The sequence below is a fragment of the Dorea sp. OM07-5 genome, assembly GCF_003481355.1.
GTDB lineage: Bacteria > Bacillota > Clostridia > Lachnospirales > Lachnospiraceae > Dorea_D > Dorea_D hominis.
The window spans coordinates 27044-48320 of record NZ_QUKZ01000017.1 but is presented as its reverse complement, the minus strand read 5'-3'; the positions used below and the strand labels follow the sequence as shown (position 1 = coordinate 48320).

General features: G+C 42.3%; 17 protein-coding genes. 2 read left to right on the top strand and 15 right to left on the bottom strand.

From position 1 onward, the window contains the following. Positions 1 to 124 precede the first annotated feature (124 nt). From DXC04_RS13270 to DXC04_RS13240, 7 genes are all read right to left on the bottom strand, one after another. The gene (locus DXC04_RS13270; protein ID WP_118661195.1) at positions 125 to 1297 is read right to left on the bottom strand and encodes a S41 family peptidase; all 1173 of its coding nucleotides are present in this window, start codon (positions 1295 to 1297) and stop codon (positions 125 to 127) included. A gap of 16 nt (positions 1298 to 1313) precedes the next feature. Continuing rightward, positions 1314 to 2423 (bottom strand): murein hydrolase activator EnvC family protein, encoded by a 1110-nt coding sequence (locus DXC04_RS13265; RefSeq protein WP_117538408.1) that lies wholly within the window; start codon positions 2421 to 2423, stop codon positions 1314 to 1316. A gap of 79 nt (positions 2424 to 2502) precedes the next feature. Next, positions 2503 to 3411 carry a permease-like cell division protein FtsX gene (ftsX, locus tag DXC04_RS13260; RefSeq protein WP_118661194.1) on the bottom strand — a complete coding sequence of 303 codons (909 nt, stop codon included), beginning with the start codon at positions 3409 to 3411 and terminating at the stop codon, positions 2503 to 2505. Then, positions 3401 to 4087, bottom strand: coding sequence for a cell division ATP-binding protein FtsE (ftsE, locus tag DXC04_RS13255; RefSeq protein WP_021861335.1), 687 nt, complete (start codon positions 4085 to 4087; stop codon positions 3401 to 3403). The genes ftsX and ftsE overlap by 11 nt, the downstream gene beginning before the upstream one ends. Positions 4088 to 4118: 31 nt before the next feature. Further along, positions 4119 to 5207: a PucR family transcriptional regulator gene (locus DXC04_RS13250; protein ID WP_117538406.1), complete on the bottom strand. Its 1089-nt coding sequence runs from the start codon at positions 5205 to 5207 to the stop codon at positions 4119 to 4121. A gap of 173 nt (positions 5208 to 5380) precedes the next feature. Then, entirely contained in the window at positions 5381 to 6079 is a 699-nt protein-coding gene (locus DXC04_RS13245) for a WecB/TagA/CpsF family glycosyltransferase (protein ID WP_117538405.1), read from the bottom strand. Between the two features lie 136 nt (positions 6080 to 6215). Continuing rightward, entirely contained in the window at positions 6216 to 6425 is a 210-nt protein-coding gene (locus DXC04_RS13240; RefSeq protein ID WP_118520677.1) for a small, acid-soluble spore protein, alpha/beta type, read from the bottom strand. A 227-nt stretch (positions 6426 to 6652) separates the two neighbouring features. Here DXC04_RS13240 and DXC04_RS13235 point away from each other — a divergent pair, with 227 nt between their 5' ends. Next, positions 6653 to 7198 (top strand): hydrolase, encoded by a 546-nt coding sequence (locus DXC04_RS13235; RefSeq protein ID WP_118661193.1) that lies wholly within the window; start codon positions 6653 to 6655, stop codon positions 7196 to 7198. Positions 7199 to 7219: 21 nt separating this feature from the next. Here the strand turns inward: DXC04_RS13235 and addA are convergent, their stop codons facing one another. The 3 genes from addA to dapF all read right to left on the bottom strand — a co-directional run bounded on the left by addA (position 7220) and on the right by dapF (position 15220). Continuing rightward, positions 7220 to 10837, bottom strand: coding sequence for a helicase-exonuclease AddAB subunit AddA (gene addA / locus DXC04_RS13230; RefSeq protein ID WP_118520679.1), 3618 nt, complete (start codon positions 10835 to 10837; stop codon positions 7220 to 7222). Then, positions 10837 to 14301 carry a PD-(D/E)XK nuclease family protein gene (locus tag DXC04_RS13225; protein ID WP_118661192.1) on the bottom strand — a complete coding sequence of 1155 codons (3465 nt, stop codon included), beginning with the start codon at positions 14299 to 14301 and terminating at the stop codon, positions 10837 to 10839. The genes addA and DXC04_RS13225 overlap by 1 nt, the downstream gene beginning before the upstream one ends. 61 nt (positions 14302 to 14362) lie before the next feature. Continuing rightward, positions 14363 to 15220, bottom strand: coding sequence for a diaminopimelate epimerase (dapF, locus tag DXC04_RS13220; RefSeq protein WP_021861328.1), 858 nt, complete (start codon positions 15218 to 15220; stop codon positions 14363 to 14365). Between the two features lie 168 nt (positions 15221 to 15388). On the opposite strand from dapF, the gene DXC04_RS13215 reads away from it, so the two are divergent. Further along, positions 15389 to 16231: an AraC family transcriptional regulator gene (locus DXC04_RS13215; protein WP_118520683.1), complete on the top strand. Its 843-nt coding sequence runs from the start codon at positions 15389 to 15391 to the stop codon at positions 16229 to 16231. Here DXC04_RS13215 and hflX read toward each other — a convergent pair. From hflX to DXC04_RS13190, 5 genes are all read right to left on the bottom strand, one after another. Beyond that, entirely contained in the window at positions 16210 to 17451 is a 1242-nt protein-coding gene (gene hflX / locus DXC04_RS13210; protein ID WP_118661191.1) for a GTPase HflX, read from the bottom strand. The genes DXC04_RS13215 and hflX overlap by 22 nt on opposite strands. Positions 17452 to 17485: 34 nt before the next feature. Continuing rightward, positions 17486 to 18010, bottom strand: a complete 525-nt coding sequence (locus DXC04_RS13205) for a tetratricopeptide repeat protein (protein ID WP_118661190.1) — start codon at positions 18008 to 18010, stop codon at positions 17486 to 17488. A 75-nt stretch (positions 18011 to 18085) separates the two neighbouring features. Further along, the gene (locus DXC04_RS13200; RefSeq protein ID WP_021861324.1) at positions 18086 to 19948 is read right to left on the bottom strand and encodes a heavy metal translocating P-type ATPase; all 1863 of its coding nucleotides are present in this window, start codon (positions 19946 to 19948) and stop codon (positions 18086 to 18088) included. Positions 19949 to 19990: 42 nt separating this feature from the next. Next, positions 19991 to 20350, bottom strand: a complete 360-nt coding sequence (locus DXC04_RS13195; RefSeq protein ID WP_021861323.1) for an ArsR/SmtB family transcription factor — start codon at positions 20348 to 20350, stop codon at positions 19991 to 19993. A gap of 232 nt (positions 20351 to 20582) precedes the next feature. Then, positions 20583 to 21251, bottom strand: coding sequence for a uracil-DNA glycosylase (locus tag DXC04_RS13190; protein ID WP_021861322.1), 669 nt, complete (start codon positions 21249 to 21251; stop codon positions 20583 to 20585). Positions 21252 to 21277 lie beyond the last annotated feature (26 nt).

The following is a 21277-nucleotide window of genomic DNA, read 5'->3' as shown; positions in this document are numbered from 1 at the left end:
ATCTATAATCCTTTCTTCCGGAAATGATTTCCCAGGATTTCATTTAGAAAAATTTTCGTTTTTATTCTATCACATGGCATGTTAAAAGGGAATGCCAAAAAAGCATTCCCTTTATTTTCATCGATTATTTTATTTTGTCTTTTACAACAGACACCGCTTTATCAAGCTGATTGTCTGCCTTTGGATCTTTGGCATTATATTTATATTCGATCTTTACATCCGGCGTGATTCCTTTGCCGTCAATGTTGCGGCCCTTCGGTGTAAAATACTCGGATGTCGTTAATTTTACGCAGGTGCCATCTTTCAGATCAAACAGATTCTGTACCACACCTTTTCCGTAAGTTTGTGTTCCTATAATCTCAGCTTTGCCATAATCCTGTACTGCTCCGGCAAAAATCTCTGATGCGCTTGCGCTCTGACCATTTACCAGCACAGACATCGGAAGGTTTAACCGGTGTTTTTCATCCGATGTATATTCTTCTTTCTTTCCATTCTTATCCTTCGTGTAAACGATCAGTCCTTTTGGAAGGATGCTGTCAAGAATATCACACACCGTAGAGAGACTTCCTCCCGGATTGTTTCTTAAATCTACGACCAGTCCTTCTATATTCTTCTTTTGCAGCTGTTTCAATGCTTTTGCGAACTGAGCACCTGTCACAGAATCAAACTCTGAAATGGAAATATATCCAATCTGATTTTCCAGCACTTTATATTTCACTGTCTCAACATTGATCACGTCACGTGTAGCTGTCACTTTAATCTTATCACTGTTCGTTCCACGAAGCAGTGTCAGATTGACCTTTGTTCCTTTTTTACCTTTGATCCACGAAACAACTTTGTCCAGATCTTTTCCTGTCACCGTTTTCTCTTCTACTCGGTACAAGATATCTCCAGCCTTAATTCCTGCTTTCTTTGCCGGCGAATCATCGTATACCTGTGTGATCGTGATCACTCCGCTGCTGGCATCCTGCGTCATAACAGCACCGATACCACTGAAAGAACCATCCAGGCTTTCCGACAACTCTTTTGTTTCCTTTTTGTCGTAATAAGCAGAATACTGGTCCCCCAGTCCTTCTACATAGCCTTTGTAAATGCCTTCATTGAGATCTTTCTCTTTTACGTCATGCAGATATGTCTCATCAATCAGTTTTTTCAAATAAGATAACTTCGTCTCTGTATCAGATGATATGATTCCTTCATTGATATGCTGCAGTCCACAGGCTGCAAGGCTCACAACTAATAATGTCAGAAGGGCGCCCGCAAGCGCCCCTTTTATAAATCCTTTTTTATGTTCCACAATCGTCAGTCCTATTCTATAAATATTTCAACGGGTTCACCGGTACTCCGCCGGACATAACCTGGAAATGCAGGTGTGGTCCTGTTGAATTACCCGTTGTTCCTACAATTGCTATATTCTGTCCTTTGCTTACTTTCTGCCCTGCCCGGACGTAAATCTTGTGGCAGTGCATATAGTAAGTAGATAATCCGTTCCCATGATTGATTACGATCAGGTTACCGGCTTTGCCACTGTATCCGGCAGATACTACAGTACCTCCTGCCGCCGCATAAATCGGTGTACCGGTCGGCGCCGCAAAATCCATTCCTTTGTGATTTGTGCTGGCTCCGGCAAGTGGCTGTTCACGATATCCGAAATAACTGGATATGCGACTGTATCCCGGACAAGGATGTGTGAAAGTTCCATTACCGGATACGACAGACGCACCCGCTCCGGATGAATAAGAACTCGCTGCTTCCTGCTTCTTTCTTGCAGCATCTGCCGCTGCCTGTTCAAGCGCGCTCAGCTTGCTTGCATTCTTTTTAATATCCTTTTGGATTCCGGCAATCTCATTCTTCTTATCCGAAAGCATCTGTTTTACAGTACTCTGCTTTGCGATCAGATTATCCTGCATCTTTTCCAGTTCGGCATTCTCTTTTTTCAGGACTTCTTCCTGCGCCTGCACATTCTTTACAACTTTCTGGAACTTTTTCAACATAGTTCTGTCATATGAAGAAATCGTCGATATGTACTCTGCATTATTCAGAAAGTCACTCAACGACTTCGACTGGCAAAGAATCTCGATGAATTTAGCATTGCCATTCTCATACATATATTTGATACGTTTCTTCATGTCTTCATACTGATTGTCTTCATCTACCTGCGCAATCAGTAGTTCATCTTCTTTTTTACTGATCTCATCTTCTTTGGCAGTGATCTTCTTCTTTGTTGTTTCCATCTCATCCAATACAGATTCCAACTGCTCCAGAAGTTTTTTCTTCTCTGCTACTGCCTCTTTTTTCTTCGACTGTAACACCTGCGCTTTTTTCTTAGCGGCACTGATCTTTGATGCCTGTGCCTGCCCTGTCATGCTGAAGCACAGAACACATACCAATAACAGACTGAGGATTCTTTTTCTCTTCTTCATCTGTGTCTCCCTTATTAATTACACCCTTGTGCTATCTGAAGAACCTGTCACTGACAGCTTCTTTCGTACGCTAAAGCAACTAAACTTTCAGATGTTTGCGGATTGTAAATGTACTTCCAAGGAAACCGATACCTACTCCAAGAGCAATACCGACCGGTAAAAGTGTACGGTATACTCTCATTACCGGGAGGAAGTCCACGATATTATTCAGCAGACTGTATCTTGTCATCACATAGCTTACTGCTTTATCATACATAAAATATAACATTACCAGTGGAATGATCGCACCGATCACACCAATCAGAAGACCTTCAAATACGAACGGTGCCCGCACAAAACCGTCCTTCGCTCCGATGTATTTCATGATCGCAATCTCTTCCCGTCTTACTGTAATACCCATTGTTACTGTATTACTGATCAGAAAGATAGATACAGCCAGCAGGATCAAAATAATCGCTGCCGAAATGATACCAACCAGTTTGTTCACACTTGTCAGAGTCTTGGCTACCGTATCTGACTTGTTGACTTTCCGTACACCGTCCAGTTTCTCTGCATAAGATACGACCTGTTTCTGCTTGGATACATCTGACATGTATACTTCATAGTTGTCTGAATTTGCCAGTGGATTATCATTTTTAAATCCCTCTGCCGCTTCTTTGGAGTCTCCGAAGTAGTCATCCTGGAACTTATTCCATGCTTCTTCTGCACTGATATAGTTCACTTCCAGAACTCCGTCTTCCTTCTTAAGATCCTCTCCGATCTTATCTTTCTGTTCCTGTGTTGCATCCTCGTTAAAAAATACTGTAATTGCAACTCCCTGCTCTGCTTTGTCTACAATGTAATTAAAGTTCATTACAATCGAATAGAATAATCCAAAAAGGAAAATACAAGCTGACATCGTTGCAATAGATGCTATGGAGAACATCTTATTTCTGCCGATGTTCTTCACACCCTGTTTCATCGAATATCCAACTGTGCTAATTCTCATTATTATACCCACCTTTTTTCTCGTCGCTGACGATAACACCCTTCTTCATCGTTACAACGCGCTTTTTCATCTCGTTTACAATCTCCTGGTTGTGTGTAACAACAAGTACAGTTGTTCCACGGTCATTCGCCTCTTCAAGAAGCTTCATGATTTCCCATGAGTTCGTCGGATCGAGATTACCGGTAGGCTCATCCGCCAGAAGGATTGCCGGTTCATTCACGATTGCTCTCGCGATTGCAACACGCTGCTGCTCTCCACCGGATAATTCCTTCGGGAATGATTTGTACTTCTGTGCAAGTCCTACAAGGGACAGCGCAGCCGGCACTTTTTTCTTAATAATTCTTGTCGATGTCTCGGTTACTCTCTGGGCAAACGCAATATTCTCATAGATATTTCTATCCTTCAAAAGGCGGAAATCCTGAAATACAACGCCCAGTTTTCTCCGGTACAACGGAATCTTTTTATGTTTCATACGGTTCAAGTTATGTCCATTTACAATGATCGTGCCTGAAGTAGGATCTAACTCCTTCATGATCAGACGAATCAGAGTAGACTTACCGGAACCACTGTCTCCAACAATAAAGACAAATTCGCCCTGTTCAATCTTAAGATTGATACCATTAAGGGCTGCAACCCCTTTTGAGTACTCTTTCGTTACTTCTCTTAATTCAATCATATGTTCCTCCTAATTATTATACTCCAGCAATTTAATATTCCAGCGACTCCATATATTTCATGTATTTTACAACCATCAGTGCAATCTTGAATGTAATAGCATCCTCGAATACACGAAGATCAAGTCCCGTACTTTTCTGAAGTTTATCCAAACGGTAAACTAATGTATTACGGTGAATATAGAGCTGTCTTGAAGTCTCTGACACGTTGAGGTTATTCTCAAAGAACTTATTGATCGTAGTCAATGTTTCCTCATCAAAATCATCCGGTGATTTCCCCTCAAAAATCTCACGGATAAACATCTTGCACAGAGGAATCGGAAGCTGATAGATCAGTCGCCCAATGCCAAGCGCACTGTATGCGATAATATTCTTCTCACCAAAAAAGATCTTACCCACATCAAGTGCCAGTTTGGCTTCTTTGTAAGACTTCGATACTTCTTTGATGTCACTGACAACCGTACCATACGCGATCAGAATATCTTCTTCTCCGTCATTGCGAAGCAGATTATAGAAATTCTGCGCAATCCTCTCCAATTCTGCATGTCCGTCATTCGGCTCCAGTTCCTTCACAACTATAATATTCTTCTCATCTACCGCTGTTACAAAATCCTTGGCTTTACCGCCAAGAAGTGAGCGCACATTATCAAGGGCACTGCTGTCCTTCTCGTGTTTTGTCTCAATAATAAAGATAACACGTCTTACTTCCGTGTCAATATGTAATTTTTTGGCACGATTGTAAATATCCACCAACAACAGGTTATCAAGCAACAGGTTCTTTATGAAATTGTCTTTGTCAAACCGTTCTTTATATGCTACCAGAAGATTCTGGATCTGGAACACTGCGATCTTGCCCACCATATAGACATCTTCTCCGCCGCCGTTCGCGAGCAGGATATATTCCAGTTGGTGTTCATCAAAGATCTTAAAGAACTGATATCCCTGTACTACCTGACTGTCTGCCGGAGATTCCACAAAAGACAGAATCTCGTCTTCGTAATTCTCCTGTTTTGAAAATGTACTTGCAAGGGCCTTACCATCTGTATCCATAATACAAAAGTCAATTCTAGTAATCCCTTTCAATCCTTCAATCGTGTTTTGAAGTATTTGATTAGATATCATAGGTTATCTCCTCCACTCATTTCAATATGCATTTTCCACAACAAAATTACTCTATCTTAAGTGAATTTGCATATTACTAGACCTATATTAATATATATCAACAAAAAAATAAAGAGGAAATCACAATTTTTTGTTGATTTCCTCACTTTTTTCTTTCTGTATCTGTATGTCTTTTAAATGTCTGCCCCGACATTCCTGTCGCTCTCTGCCTTTTGCTTTTCCATCTCTTTTCTGAAAATTCTCCGGGTAAAGAATCGGGTGACTTTTTCCTTTCCAAAGCTGGTCTCTTTCCACGGCGGAGCTGCTTTTCCCATACCGAAAAGAATTCTCGTATTGAGAAGTGCTCTGTTCTTTGCCGCAAAATCTTCCTGAAGCGGCGAACATAACATAGAAAGTACACAGTCTGTCTCTGCACCATTGATCGCATTCACCAGCATATCATCCGCTCTGTTTTCTGCAGAAACTTTCGCCATCCCAACAATCTGGATTCCTCTATAATAGTGTTCCAGATATTGAAAAAATGCTTCTCCCTCTTCCTGTGTCTCAACAAGAAGATATACCCGCTTATGGTTCTTATGCAAATATCTCAGGAACATCTTCATAAATAAATGATTCTCTGTCTCCTGCAGACAACGCTTCTCTTCCACATCCGCTGCTTCCAGAATTGTCTTGTCTCCTGCCAGCACAAGATCGAAACTTCTAAGCTGTTCCTTCGTCTCCTGCTGCAGATCTACATCCATCACTGCATCTACTGTAAGAAGTTCTACAATATTAACCGGATCAGACTCCATGTATCCGACCGCTTCTTTCATAGCTTCTTTGCCTGTGTAATTGTCTATATATATACCTAAAACATTAATCTTGCTGTCCATCTTCTCTGCACCCGCTATATCCCGAATCTTTTACTCTTCTAATCAAGCTTTTCGATTATAGCAAAAGGGCTTTCTGTTTTCAAGCTTTCCCTGTAAATGTTCATACTAATTAACATTCGTAATACTTTTGTTACTTTTACTCCTCTTTCACAGCGCTTTGCTGCTGCCGACGCCTGCGTCCTGCCAGCTTCCCGCCAATCCGTCCGGTTTCCTTGGATGATAAAGATTTCCATCCCTCTGCCAGCACTTTATCAAGCAGTCCCAGCTCCTCTGCTACTTCATATTTCATTTTCTCTTCCGGCGTGATCTGATCCAGCCGTATCGGATCTTTCTTTTTTGCAGTCATAATATTACCCCTTTCATTATTTTGAAAGTATTTCCATAACATTTTTAAAATATTCGTGTAATAACTTTTTTCTATAGTCTGCCAAAAAAGATTCTTATTAGTGTGGAACTTATATACCGTGCTATAATAATGTCAGATAGAATTGTGGAATACGAAGTACGGAACAATTCGTATGGCATCTTTTGACCCTGACATCATTATAGCAATAACATCCAGGAGGTATATATATGACACAGGAACAGGCATGGACATTATTGAAAGAATATAATCAGGATGAATTTCATCTGGAACACACAGATATTGTCGGAAAAACAATGCGCTATTTTGCAGAGAAACTTGGATATGGTGATGAGAAAGATTTCTGGGAAGTCGTAGGGATCCTGCACGACCTGGATTTTGAGAAATATCCGGATCAGCACTGCATCAAAGAGCAAGAAATCTTAAAAGAAAATGGCGCAGATGAAAAAATCATCCACGCCACAGCAAGTCACGGTTATGCAATTACTGTTGACATACAACCGGAACACGAAATGGAAAAGGTGCTTTATGCCGTTGACGAGCTGACCGGACTGATCGGTGCAGTCGTTGTTATGCGACCGTCCAAAAGCGTTCAGGATCTGACTTTAAAATCTGTTAAGAAAAAATACAAATCCAAAAATTTTGCAGCCGGATGTTCCCGCGAAGTAATCGAACGCGGTGCTGATATGCTCGGCTGGACTCTGGAAGATCTGATTGCCCAGACCATCGAAGCACTGAAAACATTCCGTCCTTAATTGTAAACTTTTTATTTTCTTTTATGGCAGATGAATTTCTTCGCCAAGGGTAAAGGAATAGATGATCTTTTCTTTTACGGTTTTACCGGTCGCCTGTTCCAGTGCCCTGGCGTAGTAATCAAGCTGTCCATGATAACGTTCTACAAGTTCTCTGCTTTCACGGACACGGTCTGTCTTATAATCCAGCACAACCAATCCGTCCTCTTCTTCAAAATACACATCTATGATTCCCTGAACAAGAACAAGTTCGCCTTCCTCTTCTTCCTTCCACAGATCCGTTGCCGGCACTCCGAGTACGAATGGCTGCTCTTTAAAGAGGCGGTTTTGTTTTGCACATACCTGCATCCGTTTTCCGCTGTCTGTCTGTAAAAATTTCAAGAAATCCCGAATGCAGACAGCCTTTCGCATCTCGTCCGTCATCTTCCCATCTTCTGTAAACTTCCTAAGGCAATTTTTCAGTTTCTCAGTATCATAGTCTTCTGCAAAATTCAGGAGCTCCAGTGCACGGTGATAAGCGGTACCTCTGGATGCTCCTGTAAGCGGCACCTCTTCCTCCATAAATTTCGGAAGGATCGGCTGCAGTTCCGTTTCTTCGTAAAGCTGCTCGCTGTCCTCCATTTCTCCGGATTCCTGTAAATAAATCCGTTTCTTTAATTCCGAAACGGAGAATTTCAACTTTCGTGTCTGGCTGTTTTCATGTGGATATCTGTACGCAAACTGATTCCTAAGATTTTCATGCATCTCTTCATCATATACACGCTCTGTATCCCAGTCTTCCAGTACACTTCTTTCTATCTGACTCTTCACCTGCGCTTCTGCCTGTCCCGCAATGATGTCATACATATTCAGCACTTTCAGTCTGAGCGGTACAGACCGCGGAGCCCGTAATACTGCCGGCAGTACAAAATCCCAGTACGTTGTCGCTTTGCTCAGACGTAGGAAATCAAATTTCATATCCGACTCTTCCTGCACACTTTCATATTCTGCCTGCTTCTTTTCCAGATTAGACATCGTTCCTGTGATGATCAATTTCTCTTTTGCCCTTGTATAGGCAACATAGAGAACTCGGAGTTCTTCTCCAAGCGAATCCAGTTTTTCTTCCTGCCGGATCGTTTTCTTTAACAGGCTCGCCCGCTTCGTCCGCTGCTTCAGATCTACAACTTCCAGACCCACACCGAATTTGGAATTCAAAACAACACGGCTGTTAATATCCTGCATGTTAAATCGTTTCCCCATACCGGCTACAAATACAACTGGAAATTCCAGTCCTTTACTTTTATGGATTGTCATAAGACGCACAGTATCTGCCTGCTCTTCCTCGACATTCGCCTCTCCATAATCCACTTCATATTTCTGCAGCTGTTCCATATAGCGCACAAAATGAAACAGCCCTTTGTAACTGGTGCTTTCAAAAGCTTTCGCCTTTTCCATCAGCATATCAATATTGGCTTTTCTCTGGATACCTCCCGGCATTGCTGACATATACATTGCATATCCGGTATCATCCAACACACGCTGTAATAATTCATGCATCGGTGTATACGGCACGATCTCACGAATTTTCTCCATCACCGAAAGGCAGTTTTCCAGTTTGTCTCTAAGCTCTTCTTCCGTTCCTTCTGCTCGGTATCTGCGCACTGTTTCATAAAATGGTTCTTCCGGACATGAGCTACGAATCAGTGCAAGCTCTTTTGCACTGCATCCACCGATTGGTGACGTCAACACTGCCGTCAGTGGCAGATCCTGTCTTGCATTATCCAGCACACGCAGATAGTCCAACAGTACTCCGATCTCCTGTGTGGCAAAATATCCTTCTTTTGTTCCCGCAAACGCCGGGATTCCTTCTTGCCCGAGGCTTTCCACAAATACATCTGAAAATCCTCTCGAACTTCTTGTCAGGATCACAATATCGCGGTACTGAAGCGGGCGAAGTTTTCCACTCTCTTTATCTGTCACGCGGAAGTTATCCTCCATCATGGAACGGATTTTCCCCGCAATTGCTCTTGCTTCTATCTCCCTTTCATTGATCCCTTTTACTTTCTTATGATCATTGTCGCGAATATCAGTATCGACAACAAGCACTTCCGTCGCATTTTCTCCGGTCTTTTTATAGTCAGCTCCTACATTTAGCGCTGCATCGTCGTCATAGTCGATCCCTCCTAATTTTTCCGTCATAATCTGACGGAAAATAAAATTCACACTGTCCAACACTTCCTTACGGCTTCGGAAATTCTTATGCAGATCGATCCGCTGTTTTTTACTTTCGTATTTATTGTATGTATTATATTTATTCATGAAAATCTCCGGTCTGGACAGACGGAAACGATAAATACTCTGCTTTACATCACCAACCATGAAAATATTATACTTATCTTCCCATATTGTAGAAACACTTGTAAGAAGCGCTTCCTGGATTAGATTGCTGTCCTGGTATTCATCGATCATGATTTCCACAAACTGTCTCTGGTACTCTTTTGCGATCGGTGACGGCACAAGTCTGCCATCCTTTTCTTCTGTCAGAATCTGCAGGGCATACTGCTCCATATCGGAAAAATCAATCATATTTTTGCTTCGTTTTTTCTCTTCAAAGCGATCTGCAAATTTGCATACCAGATCTGCCAGTTCTTCCATCATCGGCGCACTGGCATTTAAGTCTTCCAGCAATTTAAAAGACGGTGCATAGAAGAACTGCTCTTTCATTTCTTTTATGATCTTCTTTGCCGTATCTCTTAAATATTTTACCTGGTTTGCTTTATTCTCAGATACGTTTTCATCTCTGTTGCCCGGAAGCCTTGTCCATTTATAATCCTTGTCCAGCACCGTTGACATCTCAAGAAATGTATCTTTTGATCTTAAACTTTGAATCAACTGCGAATCATTTACCAGCGCCGTCTCATACATATATGGTCCATCAGCTTCCCCGGTACAGATCTTCATTGCCTGCCGGATTTTATTCGCCGCATCCTTAAGATAACGGCTCACCTGATCTTTGATGACACGGATAAATTCTGTCTCTTCCAGTGCATCAAAATCTTTAACCCGGTAGCTTTCTGCACAGTCATGTATCCATTTTTTTGCATCCGGATAACTTCTGGAATATTCGTATATTTTAAGGATCAGTTCTTCGATCTTCTTATCATTCTTTCCATCTCCATATGCAGTCGTAAAATCCAGGAAACGCTGTCTCCCCTCTGTGTATTCTTCTTCCAGCACTTCTCCGAGCACATCATGACACAGAAGCTTAAGCTCCCCTTCCTCTCCGATCCGGAATCCCGGATCCAGATGGATTGCATAAAAATGATCCTTGATCACAGACAGGCAAAAGCTGTGGATTGTCGTAATACGTGCATTATGAATCAGTGTTGCCTGCCGTTTCAGATGTTCATTATCTGGCTCTTCTTCCAATTTCTGCTCTATGGCCGCACGGATTCTTTCTTTCATCTCCGCTGCCGCCGCCTCTGTAAATGTCACAACAAGTAGCTGATCTACATCGATCGGCGGCTCATCTTTCGTCAGCATCGTTATGATCCGTTCTACCAGAACTGCCGTTTTCCCGGAGCCTGCTGCCGCCGACACAAGTATATTCCGGTTACGCAAATCAATTACTTTCTGTTGTTCCGGCGTCCATGTCACACCCATTACTGCTCCTCCTTGCTGTTCTTTTCTTTATCTGGCTGTTCTTCTTTCTCTGCCATTCCAGTTTTTTTAGATTTTTCCGGCTGTTTTAAACCAGTCCCGACTTCTGCGGTCATTTTCTGGATTGCTTCTTCTTTTGATAATTTTTCCAGATTCCGATAATGATAACCCGGAACTTTCAGGTCAAATCCGCAGATGTGCCGATATTTACAATAGTCACATCCTGTCTCCATTCCCTGACGGTACGGCAGAGCAGCAACTTCACCATCTGCAATTTTCTGATGGATCTCTTCCACTTTCTTCTGGGCATATCGCATCAATGTATCAAAATCTGTCTCTGAAGCCACTTTGGATGTTTTGGAAAGCGATCCCGATTTTGTATATTTAACCGGAACTGCAACAGAATCACCAGACTGTATTTTCTGTAAATGTTTAAGATTCTCACCGGACAGATTGACCAGACCATCCGGACGGAGTACTTTTAACATCTCCTTTTCCATTTGTTCTTTCTTTTCCTCTTCGGTTCCACGCAGAATTTCATCCATGACTTTTCCATCCAGAAGCGGATCCTGGATGCGATAATAAAATACGCCTGATGGTACGATCTCTTTACCTGGATGTCTTTTCTCTTCTCTTTCCACTGCCGCCTTTATATAAACCATCAGCTGAAGCTGCAATCCCTGATACAGCGAAACTACATCAAATTCTTTGCTGCCGGTTTTATAGTCCATAACTTTCACATAAACTTTATCCTCATCCTCACAGGTATCGACACGGTCAATTTTACCATTTGTAAAGCGGACTTCATATGCAGAAGGCGCAAAATCCCCCTGTGCAAGCTGTTCTGTCAGTGCCCAGATTGTGCGTTCCAGCATTCTCTTCATACGCTCTACAAGATATTCGTTCCGCGATGAACTGTAGAGAACCGAATTGCCATAGTCTGTAATTGCCTCATCCACCGACTCATCAATATATTGCTTTCTTATTTTATTTTCAACTTCTGTCCAGCTCTCTCCGGTGTGCTCCAGTTTTCTTGAGTACAGTTCCAGTGCACGGTGACACACATTTCCAAAATCCACAGACTGGAAATCATATTCCGACCGTTCTTTCAGACGGAGCCCGTATGTCAGAAAATGTGCGAATGCGCAGATACTGAACCGCTCCATTCTCGATATACTATCTGTAAAATATTTTCCATATAACTTCTCTGCCACCTGTCTCGTAAGTCCATCCATCGGCATACGGTAATAGCCGGCTTCCAGTAAGCTTTCTACTGTCTGCTGCCATTCTGGATGTTTCTTATACCAGGTGTACAGTTCACACCAGAGTGGATCAAGTTCTCCATTACTTTCCTGCAGCCCCCGTATCAGACAGGTGATTCCCAGCTTCTCGGTAAATTCCCTCTCTGCGAAGCTTTTTTCTTCTTCCTCTATGATCTTCATGTCCGGATACATTTTTCTTAAATCTTGCATCAGATACGCCGGTCGCATATTTTTACCATCGGAAGATACCTTGCTATAGAATATATCCAGCTTTTCCGATGGTTTTGTAAGATTCATATAGAGATAATACTTCTGTACATATGCCCGCTCTTTTCCACCCGGAGCCAGAGCCAGCTTCTGGTTCTGGAACTGTTCCCTGTCCGGCTCTGACAACAGACCGGTACGCAGAAGATTTCCCGGAAGATGCAGATCATTTGCCCCGACAAAGAGAAGTGCACGGATGTCTTTCAGACGCGTACGCTCCATATCTCCGATCACAACCTGGTCAATACTTGGCGGGATGACACCGACACGTGCCTCTTCCAGCCCTGCATCCAGCAATTTGCAATATTCATTCAGGCTCACCTGTTCATCACCGAGAAGCTCGACAAATTTATCAATCAGTTCGATAACAATCCGATAAACCTGTGCATATTCTTTCGCAAGTGCCAGTTCACCATTTTCACGGAATTTCTGCTCCTGCTCTGCGATCCGCTCCTGCAACTGCTCCTGCACCATAAATTCATACAATGCCATTGTAATATCTTTGACAGTTTTCCTCCGCTGCTTTAATACAAAGACGAAATTATCCACTTTTTCTACGAATCTGGTGCGGTAATGGTTCAGCCGTTCCAGATCCTCTTCTTTCATATCTTTTAATCTGCGGATCCATTTCTCCTGCCACCGTTTATAGCCTTTGATTCCCATACCGATGACATAATTTTCCAGTTCGTCCACTTCATCATGGGTAAATCCCGCCAGATTCGTACGCAGAAAACGAAATACACTTTCATATGTAAAATTCTGTTCTGCCATTCCAAGGAGACTTCGTATATACTCTACGAATGAATTTAACAGGATACTTCTCTTGTGATCCATAAATACCGGGATCTCATACAGCGCAAATGCCTGTTCCAGTGCCTCGGCATACATCTCCATATCGCTGACGATCACAGCAATTTCACGGCAGCGATATCCATTCTCCCGCATATAAGCGCGCACCTGCTGCGCCGCCGCCAGTGCTTCTTCCCCCGGCTCTCTCGCCACATGGATCTTAACCGCATCCTGCTCTCCTTCATAAGTTTCTTTCCGATAGCGGAAAAGATTTCTTTCCAGAAATGCAAGTGCCGGATTATCACGGAAACGATACGGGATCTTATCAAACAGCTCCATGGGCTCTTCGACCTCGATCTGATTTTCTTTCGCCAGCTGTATCATGGATGTAACCATATGTTTACTAAGCGCAAATAACTGATATGGATGTTCATAGCGGTACGGATCTTCCGCCGGATCGATCGTTACAGTGATCATAACTTTCCGACAATGCTTCATCAATTCTCCAAGCAAGCGGTTCTGTACCGGTGTAAATCCGGTAAATCCATCCAGAACGATCGTACTGTTTTTTAATATTTCCGATTTACATACGACACGGCTTAATACGTCCAACAGTTCTTCCTTGGAAATATACCGTTCTTTCAGATAGTCCTGAAACCCGCGGTATAGAACTTTCATGTCTGCCAGCTTATAATACAGTCTTGACTCTCTGCCGGCATTTTCCATCACACGGTCAATCTCTTCTTCCCCGATATCATACTGTGCAAATTCCGACAGCACCGATTTGACTTCACTGATATATCCAAGCTTGCGAATGTTGCCGCGGAGCATCTGTAATTCATTTTCATGATTGCCTGCAATCTTACGCAGGATCAGATTTTTTCCCTCATCATCCAGCACCGGAAGTGTACCGGCTCCTGTCTCTTCAAATATGCGGTATGCAAGACGCACAAAACTTAATACATCGATGTTCATGATTGCGTGTCTGTCATGCATCGTCACAAGATCTTTTTGCGTCTGCATCGTAAACTGCTCCGGTACAAGAACAATAAAATTCTCCTCCGGATGCGCTTTCGACTCAGCGATCACATTCTTATATAATTGATAAGTTTTTCCGGACCCCGATGGTCCCAATACAAATTTTAAAGGCATAGGTTTTCCTCCTATGCCTTAGTATATCTTATTAGATGGTACAAATCTACCCCACACATTTTTATAAAGCTCTTAACTTCTCTGCAAATTCATTGCTCAGAGTCATCTTCGCAACATAGAAAACATCTCCTGTCATATAGACATTCCAATCATCTTCTACTTCTACCTGTAATTCTCCACCCGGCATATGCACGATCACTTTGCTGTTCGTCATGCCCAGTTTGTATGCAACTCCGGCTGCCGCACACGCTCCTGTTCCGGATGCAAGTGTGTAACCTGCGCCTCGCTCAAAGATTTCAATCGCAATATTTTCTTTGTCGATCACTTTCATAATCTGTGTATTAATACGATTTGGAAAATATCTTGCGATCTCTGCATAGTCACCAATCTTCGTAACAAGTGGTTTGGAGATCTCGCGCATCGGAATTACACAGTGCGGATTACCGATATTTACACAGGTAACCGGATATAACGTACGTCCGAATACCATATCTTCATTAATGACTTCTCTTCGTTCTCCAGTTACCGGAATATCATCACTCCAGAATGAAAGTTTTCCCATGGAAACGCGAAGTCTGCTACCATCTTCATTTAAAAATGTTACTTCAACCGGTCCGTTTCCTGTATATAATTTAAAATTCTTTTTCTGTACATAACTTGCATCTTTGAGATATTTTGCAAAAATACGAACACCATTTCCACTCGTCTCGGATTCGCTTCCGTCTGGATTCCATACTTTCACATACATTCCGTCTTCTTTTAAAATCGGTCCTTCCAGAACTCCGTCAGAGCCAAGTCCCGCATTTCTGTCACAGATCCTCCGGACATTTCTTTCATTTAATTCCAGCTCATTTTTATTTGGATCAAATACAACATAATCATTTCCAAGTCCATGATAACGCTCTAATACAACTTTCATAACATACCTCCGGTTTGCAGAAATCTTGTGATTTCTTTTTCTCATAGCTTCTGTACTCATCATAGCAGGCATGATTTTCCTTTTCAACGCAAATATTGCTATTTGCATTGCAAATCGTGCTATTTTATTCTATGATATAAGAAAAAACGACAAAAGGAGCATTTCTCCATGGACACATATATGAAAAAAGGCTATCTGAACAGTGAATTCCGGCTTTTTCACTTGACGGACCGTGAGACGAAGGAAGTCGAATACCATTATCATGACTTTAACAAGATCACGATTTTTATTAAAGGAAAGGTCAACTATATGATCGAAGGAAAATCCTATGATTTAAAACCTTATGATATCGTTCTAGTCAATCATAATGATATTCATAGACTCGAAGTGGATAATTCGGTTCTTTATGAACGTATTATTGTTTATATTGCACCAGGATTTATCCAAGCTTATAAAAATAAGGATTATGATCTGAGTTTCTGTTTTCAGCGTGCCGCAAAAGAACATTCTAACGTGCTTCGTATTCCATCACTCGAAAAAAGCTCTCTTTTCCGCTCCATTACCCGGCTGGAGAAATCTTTCTCTGATGATAGTTATGCTTCTGGTCTGTACCGGCAGGTATTATTTCTGGAATTTATGATCCACTTAAACCGTGCCGCCCTGAAAAACAGGCTGGAATTTATTGATACAGATAACTGCAATGCAAAGATCATCCATATTCTTGACTACATTAATAATCATCTGAGTGAAAATTTGAATATTGATATTCTTGCTGAACATTTTTATATCAGCAAATATTATATGATGAGACAGTTCAAGCAGGAAACCGGTTATACCATCGGGAATTACATTACCCAGAAACGGCTCCTGCTCGCAAAAGAAATGCTCCTGTCCGGCACTCCTGCCGCACAGGTATGTTATGACTGCGGTTATCACGACTATTCCACGTTCCAGCGTGCATACCGCAAATTATTTTCTGAATCTCCGAGTCAGACAGTGACTCTCGAGTAAAGTTCTGCCGGGACATAGGCTCTTACAAAGATACCATCCTCCTGATACTTCTCTTCCAGCAGCTCTCCGTACTTGCGGATGAGCTGGATCTTTGCCGCATCCCGGTACTCATACAGGCATTCAAGAAATACTTTCTGCTCTCTTAACACCGCTTCAATCGTATCTGTCAGGTCGGTAAGTCCGGCTCCTGTCTTTGCTGAAATTTTAACCGTATAATCTGCTTTAAAATCCCGGATCAACGGTGCATCTTCTAACTTGTCCTGTTTATTGAACGCCGTGATGATCGCTTTGTCTTTTACACCAAGGTTCGATAATGTCTCATACACGGTGTACATCTGACTGTCCATCTGTGGACTGGATGTGTCTACTACATGCAGGATTACATCCGCATATTTTGCTTCTTCCAGTGTACTCTTAAATGCTTCGATCAGATGATGTGGAAGTTTTTTAATAAATCCGACTGTATCTGTCAGAAGTACTTCCTGACCTCCCGGCAATTTTAAACCTCTTGTTGTCGGGTCTAATGTTGCAAACAGCTTATCTTCCGCCAGAATATCCACTCCCGTCAGCCGGTTAAGAAGTGTAGACTTTCCGGCATTCGTATATCCAACGATTGCAACTACCGGCACATAACTTTTGCTTCTCTGCTCCCTTGTCACTTCACGGTGGCGTTTTACTTCTTTTAATTCCCGGTTCAATGCTGCAATCCGGCTTTTAATGAGACGTCTGTCCATCTCCAGTTTCTTCTCTCCCGGTCCTCTCGTTCCGATACCGCCGCCAAGTCTTGACATTGCCGTACCAAATCCGGTCAGCCTTGTCTGCCGGTACTTTAACTGTGCCAGTTCTACCTGAATCTTACCTTCACTTGTAGAAGCTCTGGCTGCAAATATATCCAATATAAGAAGTGTACGATCCATCACCTTCACATTCAGTTCATCCTGCAGATTCTTCATCTGTGCCGGTGAAAGTTCGTCATCACAAATAATACCTGTTGCTTCCAGTTCCCATAACAGATCTTTGATCTCTTCTATCTTTCCTTTCCCAACATAAGTCCCCGGATGCACCTGCTCCCGGTTCTGGATCACACGACCGACCGTTTCTGCACCTGCTGTGGTTGCCAGTTCAGAGAGTTCCGAAAGCGAATCTTCCATGCTTTCTTCTCCCGGAAGTTCCACTCCTACCAGGATCACTCTCTCTTTATCCTGTTTTAATTCTATCATACGAAACCTCTATTTTATCTGGTTCTATAACTGATTATCTTGTTTCCAGAAATTCCACTTCTTTTTTTGCTGTTTCATCATCCGGATATTTTTCCAGATATTCATTCAGTTTTGACTTTGCTTTTTCCCAGTTCTGCATCTTCTCATAGGAAACAATAACATTGTATTCCATTTCCTTTTTCAACTCATCTGAACTTCCGGATGCTGCCAGACCTTTCTCATAATAGGAAAGTGCACTCTTTCCATCATCAAGTTTCAGTGCACAGCCACCCATCAAATTATAAAGTGTGGCATTTTCTTTTGTTCCTGCTTTAACTGCATTTTTAAATGCTTTTAATGCAGCCTTATATTCCTTCTGCTCCCAGCAGGCAATTCCGATTCCACGGTATGCATCTGCTGTATTCTTGTCCTGTTTCACTGCTTCTTTGAAGCTTGCTTCTGCCTGTTTATATTCTTTGGACTCTAACTGGCTGAAACCCTCTTTGTAAGGATTGCCGGAACATCCTGCCAGCGCAAGTCCCATACTTGCTGTCAATATCACTGCTGCCAATCTCTTCATTATGATCTGTCTCCTTTTGCTTTCCTACATGTTTATATGCAAATAGTGATTCTCTCTCAAAATATATTCCACAGTCTATGCATAATATTTCACGACATAGACTGCGTTCATAATCGCTGCAAATACAACGCCGACTTCTGCAACGATCGCTTCCCACATTCCAAAGTATCCAACCAGTGCAAGCAGTACAATGATCACTTTCACTGCAATCGCAAAAGCAATATTCTGGTTTACTACCCGGAGTGTTTCTTTGGAAATTTTGATCGCATCTACGATTTTCGGCAATTCATCTTCCAGTAAAATAATATCTGCCGCTTCAATTGCCAGTGCAGAACCTAACGCTCCCATCGCGATTCCGATATCTGCACGTGCCAGTACCGGGGCATCATTTACACCGTCTCCGACGCAGACCAATTTCTCCATATCATCCTGGATCGTCAGGAAATCTTCCAGCTGTTCTAATTTGTCTGAAGGCATCAGATCTGTATATGCATAATCCATCTTCAGTTCTTTTGCCACCGCATATCCTGCGCTCCTTGTATCACCAGTCAGCATAACAAGCACAGCTTTACACTTATCTTTCAGATATTTCATCGTCCACTTCGCACGATATTTAATCGCATCTTCAATGATGATCGCACCCATATATTCTGTTCCCACGCTGACATAGACAACCGTTCCTGTACTATCAAATTCATCTACTTCAATATCATATTTTTCCATCAACCGGAAGTTTCCGACATGGATTCGCTTTCCATCATAATCTCCGGAAAGACCATATCCCGGAATCTGCTTAATATTGGATACGAGATCTTTGTCAATCTCGCCATCATAGGCATTCAGGAGTGACTGTGCGATCGGATGATTGGAATAGCTTTCCACATGCGCCGCAATCTTTAAAAGTTCCTCTTCTGTTCCCTGCTCTGCATAAATCTCCTGAACCGAAAATTCTCCTTCTGTCAGTGTTCCTGTCTTATCAAATACAAATGTATCTGCCTTGGAAAGGTCTTCCAGATAGTTGGCTCCCTTGATTACGATTCCCTGTCTTGCCGCCGATGCAATTCCTCCTAAGAACGCGATCGGAATCGACATTACAAGTGCTGTCGGGCATGCCACGATCAGGAAAATAAGTCCTCTGTAAATCCATATATTCCAGTTATGATAAGAAAATGTAAGCGGCGGATAGATCATAACAAAGAGTGCTAACAGCACCATTGCCGGTGTGTATATTCTTGAAAATCTGGAAACAAAACTTTCGCTCTCGGATTCCTTATTCTGTGCTTCCTCTACCAGTTCCATGATCTGTGCGACTGTTGAATCACGATATACTTTCAGAACCTTTGCCTCTACTGCACCGCTTAAGTTAATACATCCACTGTAGATCTTATTTCCTTCAGAAACTCTTCTTGGCATAGACTCACCGGTAACCGCTTTCATGTCAAGAAGCGTAGATCCAGCTTCTACTATTCCATCAACCGGCACACGTTCTCCCGGCTTGATCACAATGATATCTCCAACCTGAAGATCGATCGGATCGATCTGTTCTTCTCCGCCATCTGTCTTACGGATCGCAAATGCCGGACGAATATCAATCATCTCTTCAATGGATCGTTTGGCATTGTCTGTGGAATATGCTTCAAAAATAACTCCCAGCTCAAAAAGGATCATGACAAGTACACCTTCTGTATATCTTCCAATACCGAAAGCTCCGATCGTCGCAACCGTCGTCAGCGTATATTCTGTTAAAAATTTCAGTTCCAGAATCCTGTCTCGAAGTTTTTTAAATACATCAAAACCGACGATCAGATATGCGATCAGAAACCAGACGAATTTAATCTCATCTTCTATCGTAAAATTCGATGTCACAATAACAGCCGCCAGATAAATAACAACGCCGACTCCATATATCATACTTTGTTTTTTTAATTGCTCTGTCATATCATTTTCCCTTTTCTTTTTTCACTAAAAAGCCTGTAAAAACTACTCCATAATATGTTCCATTCCTTGGCTGATAATATTCTGAATATGTCCATCCGCAAGTGAATAATAAACTGTTTTTCCTTCTCTTCTGTTTTTCACCAGCTTCATCTGCTTTAATACACGAAGCTGATGTGAAATCGCCGACTGCGTCATCCCCAGCATCTCTGCCAGGTCACACACACACATCTCTGATCGGAGCAGCACGCATAAGATCTTGATTCTTGTTGCATCTCCGAATACTTTATAAAAATCCGCCAGTTCATTCAGCAATTCTTCCGCCGGCATCTTCTCTTTTACTGCCTCTATAATCTGGTTGTGCACGCATGTAACGTCACAGCATTCTACTTCTGTCTTTTTCATGGTCTGTCCTCCCATCGATTCAAGAGATCCATAACCTATGAAAATATGAACCATCTCTCATCTGATATATTATGCCAAAACAAAACCGGCATTTCAACTGTTTGCAACAAAATACAAGGAAAATTAAGAAAATTGTAACGATTTATATTCGTAAGAAGGCTCTCACTGCCGCTAACAGCAGTGAGAGCCTTCTTCTCTTCTAGCATCAACATTCTCCTATCACTTCTTCCGCCTACTCAATCTGCCAGTCAATTGGCTCGATCCCATGTTCCTTCAGGAAATCATTCGTCTGACTGAACGGCTTGCTCCCGAAGAATCCACGGTATGCCGACAGCGGACTCGGATGCGGTGCCTTTAAGATTAGGTGCTTCGGATTATCAAGCATTCTGGCTTTCCGCTGTGCCGGAGCGCCCCATAAGATAAATACAATCGGACGGTCCTGACTGTTGAGCGCCATAATTGCCGCATCGGTAAATTCTTCCCAGCCGATCCCACGGTGGGAATTTGCCTGATGCGCACGCACCGTTAATACCGTATTCAGCATAAGCACTCCCTGCTCTGCCCACTTCGTAAGGCATCCGTGATTTGGAATTGTGCATCCAAGATCATCGTGCAGTTCTTTATAAATATTCACCAGTGACGGTGGTACTTCCACACCTTTTTTCACCGAAAAGCAAAGTCCATGTGCCTGTCCGTTGTTATGATACGGATCCTGCCCAAGAATTACAACCTTTACCTTACTGAGCGGTGTCAGATGAAATGCATTGAAAATATCATCTGCCGGCGGAAAGATAAGCCTCGTCCGGTATTCTTCATTCACTTTATTAAATAATTCTTTATAATAAGGTTTCTTAAATTCCCCTTTTAACGCATCTAACCAGTCATTGTTAATCGCAGACATACTCTTTTCCTTCTTTTCTCTTACTG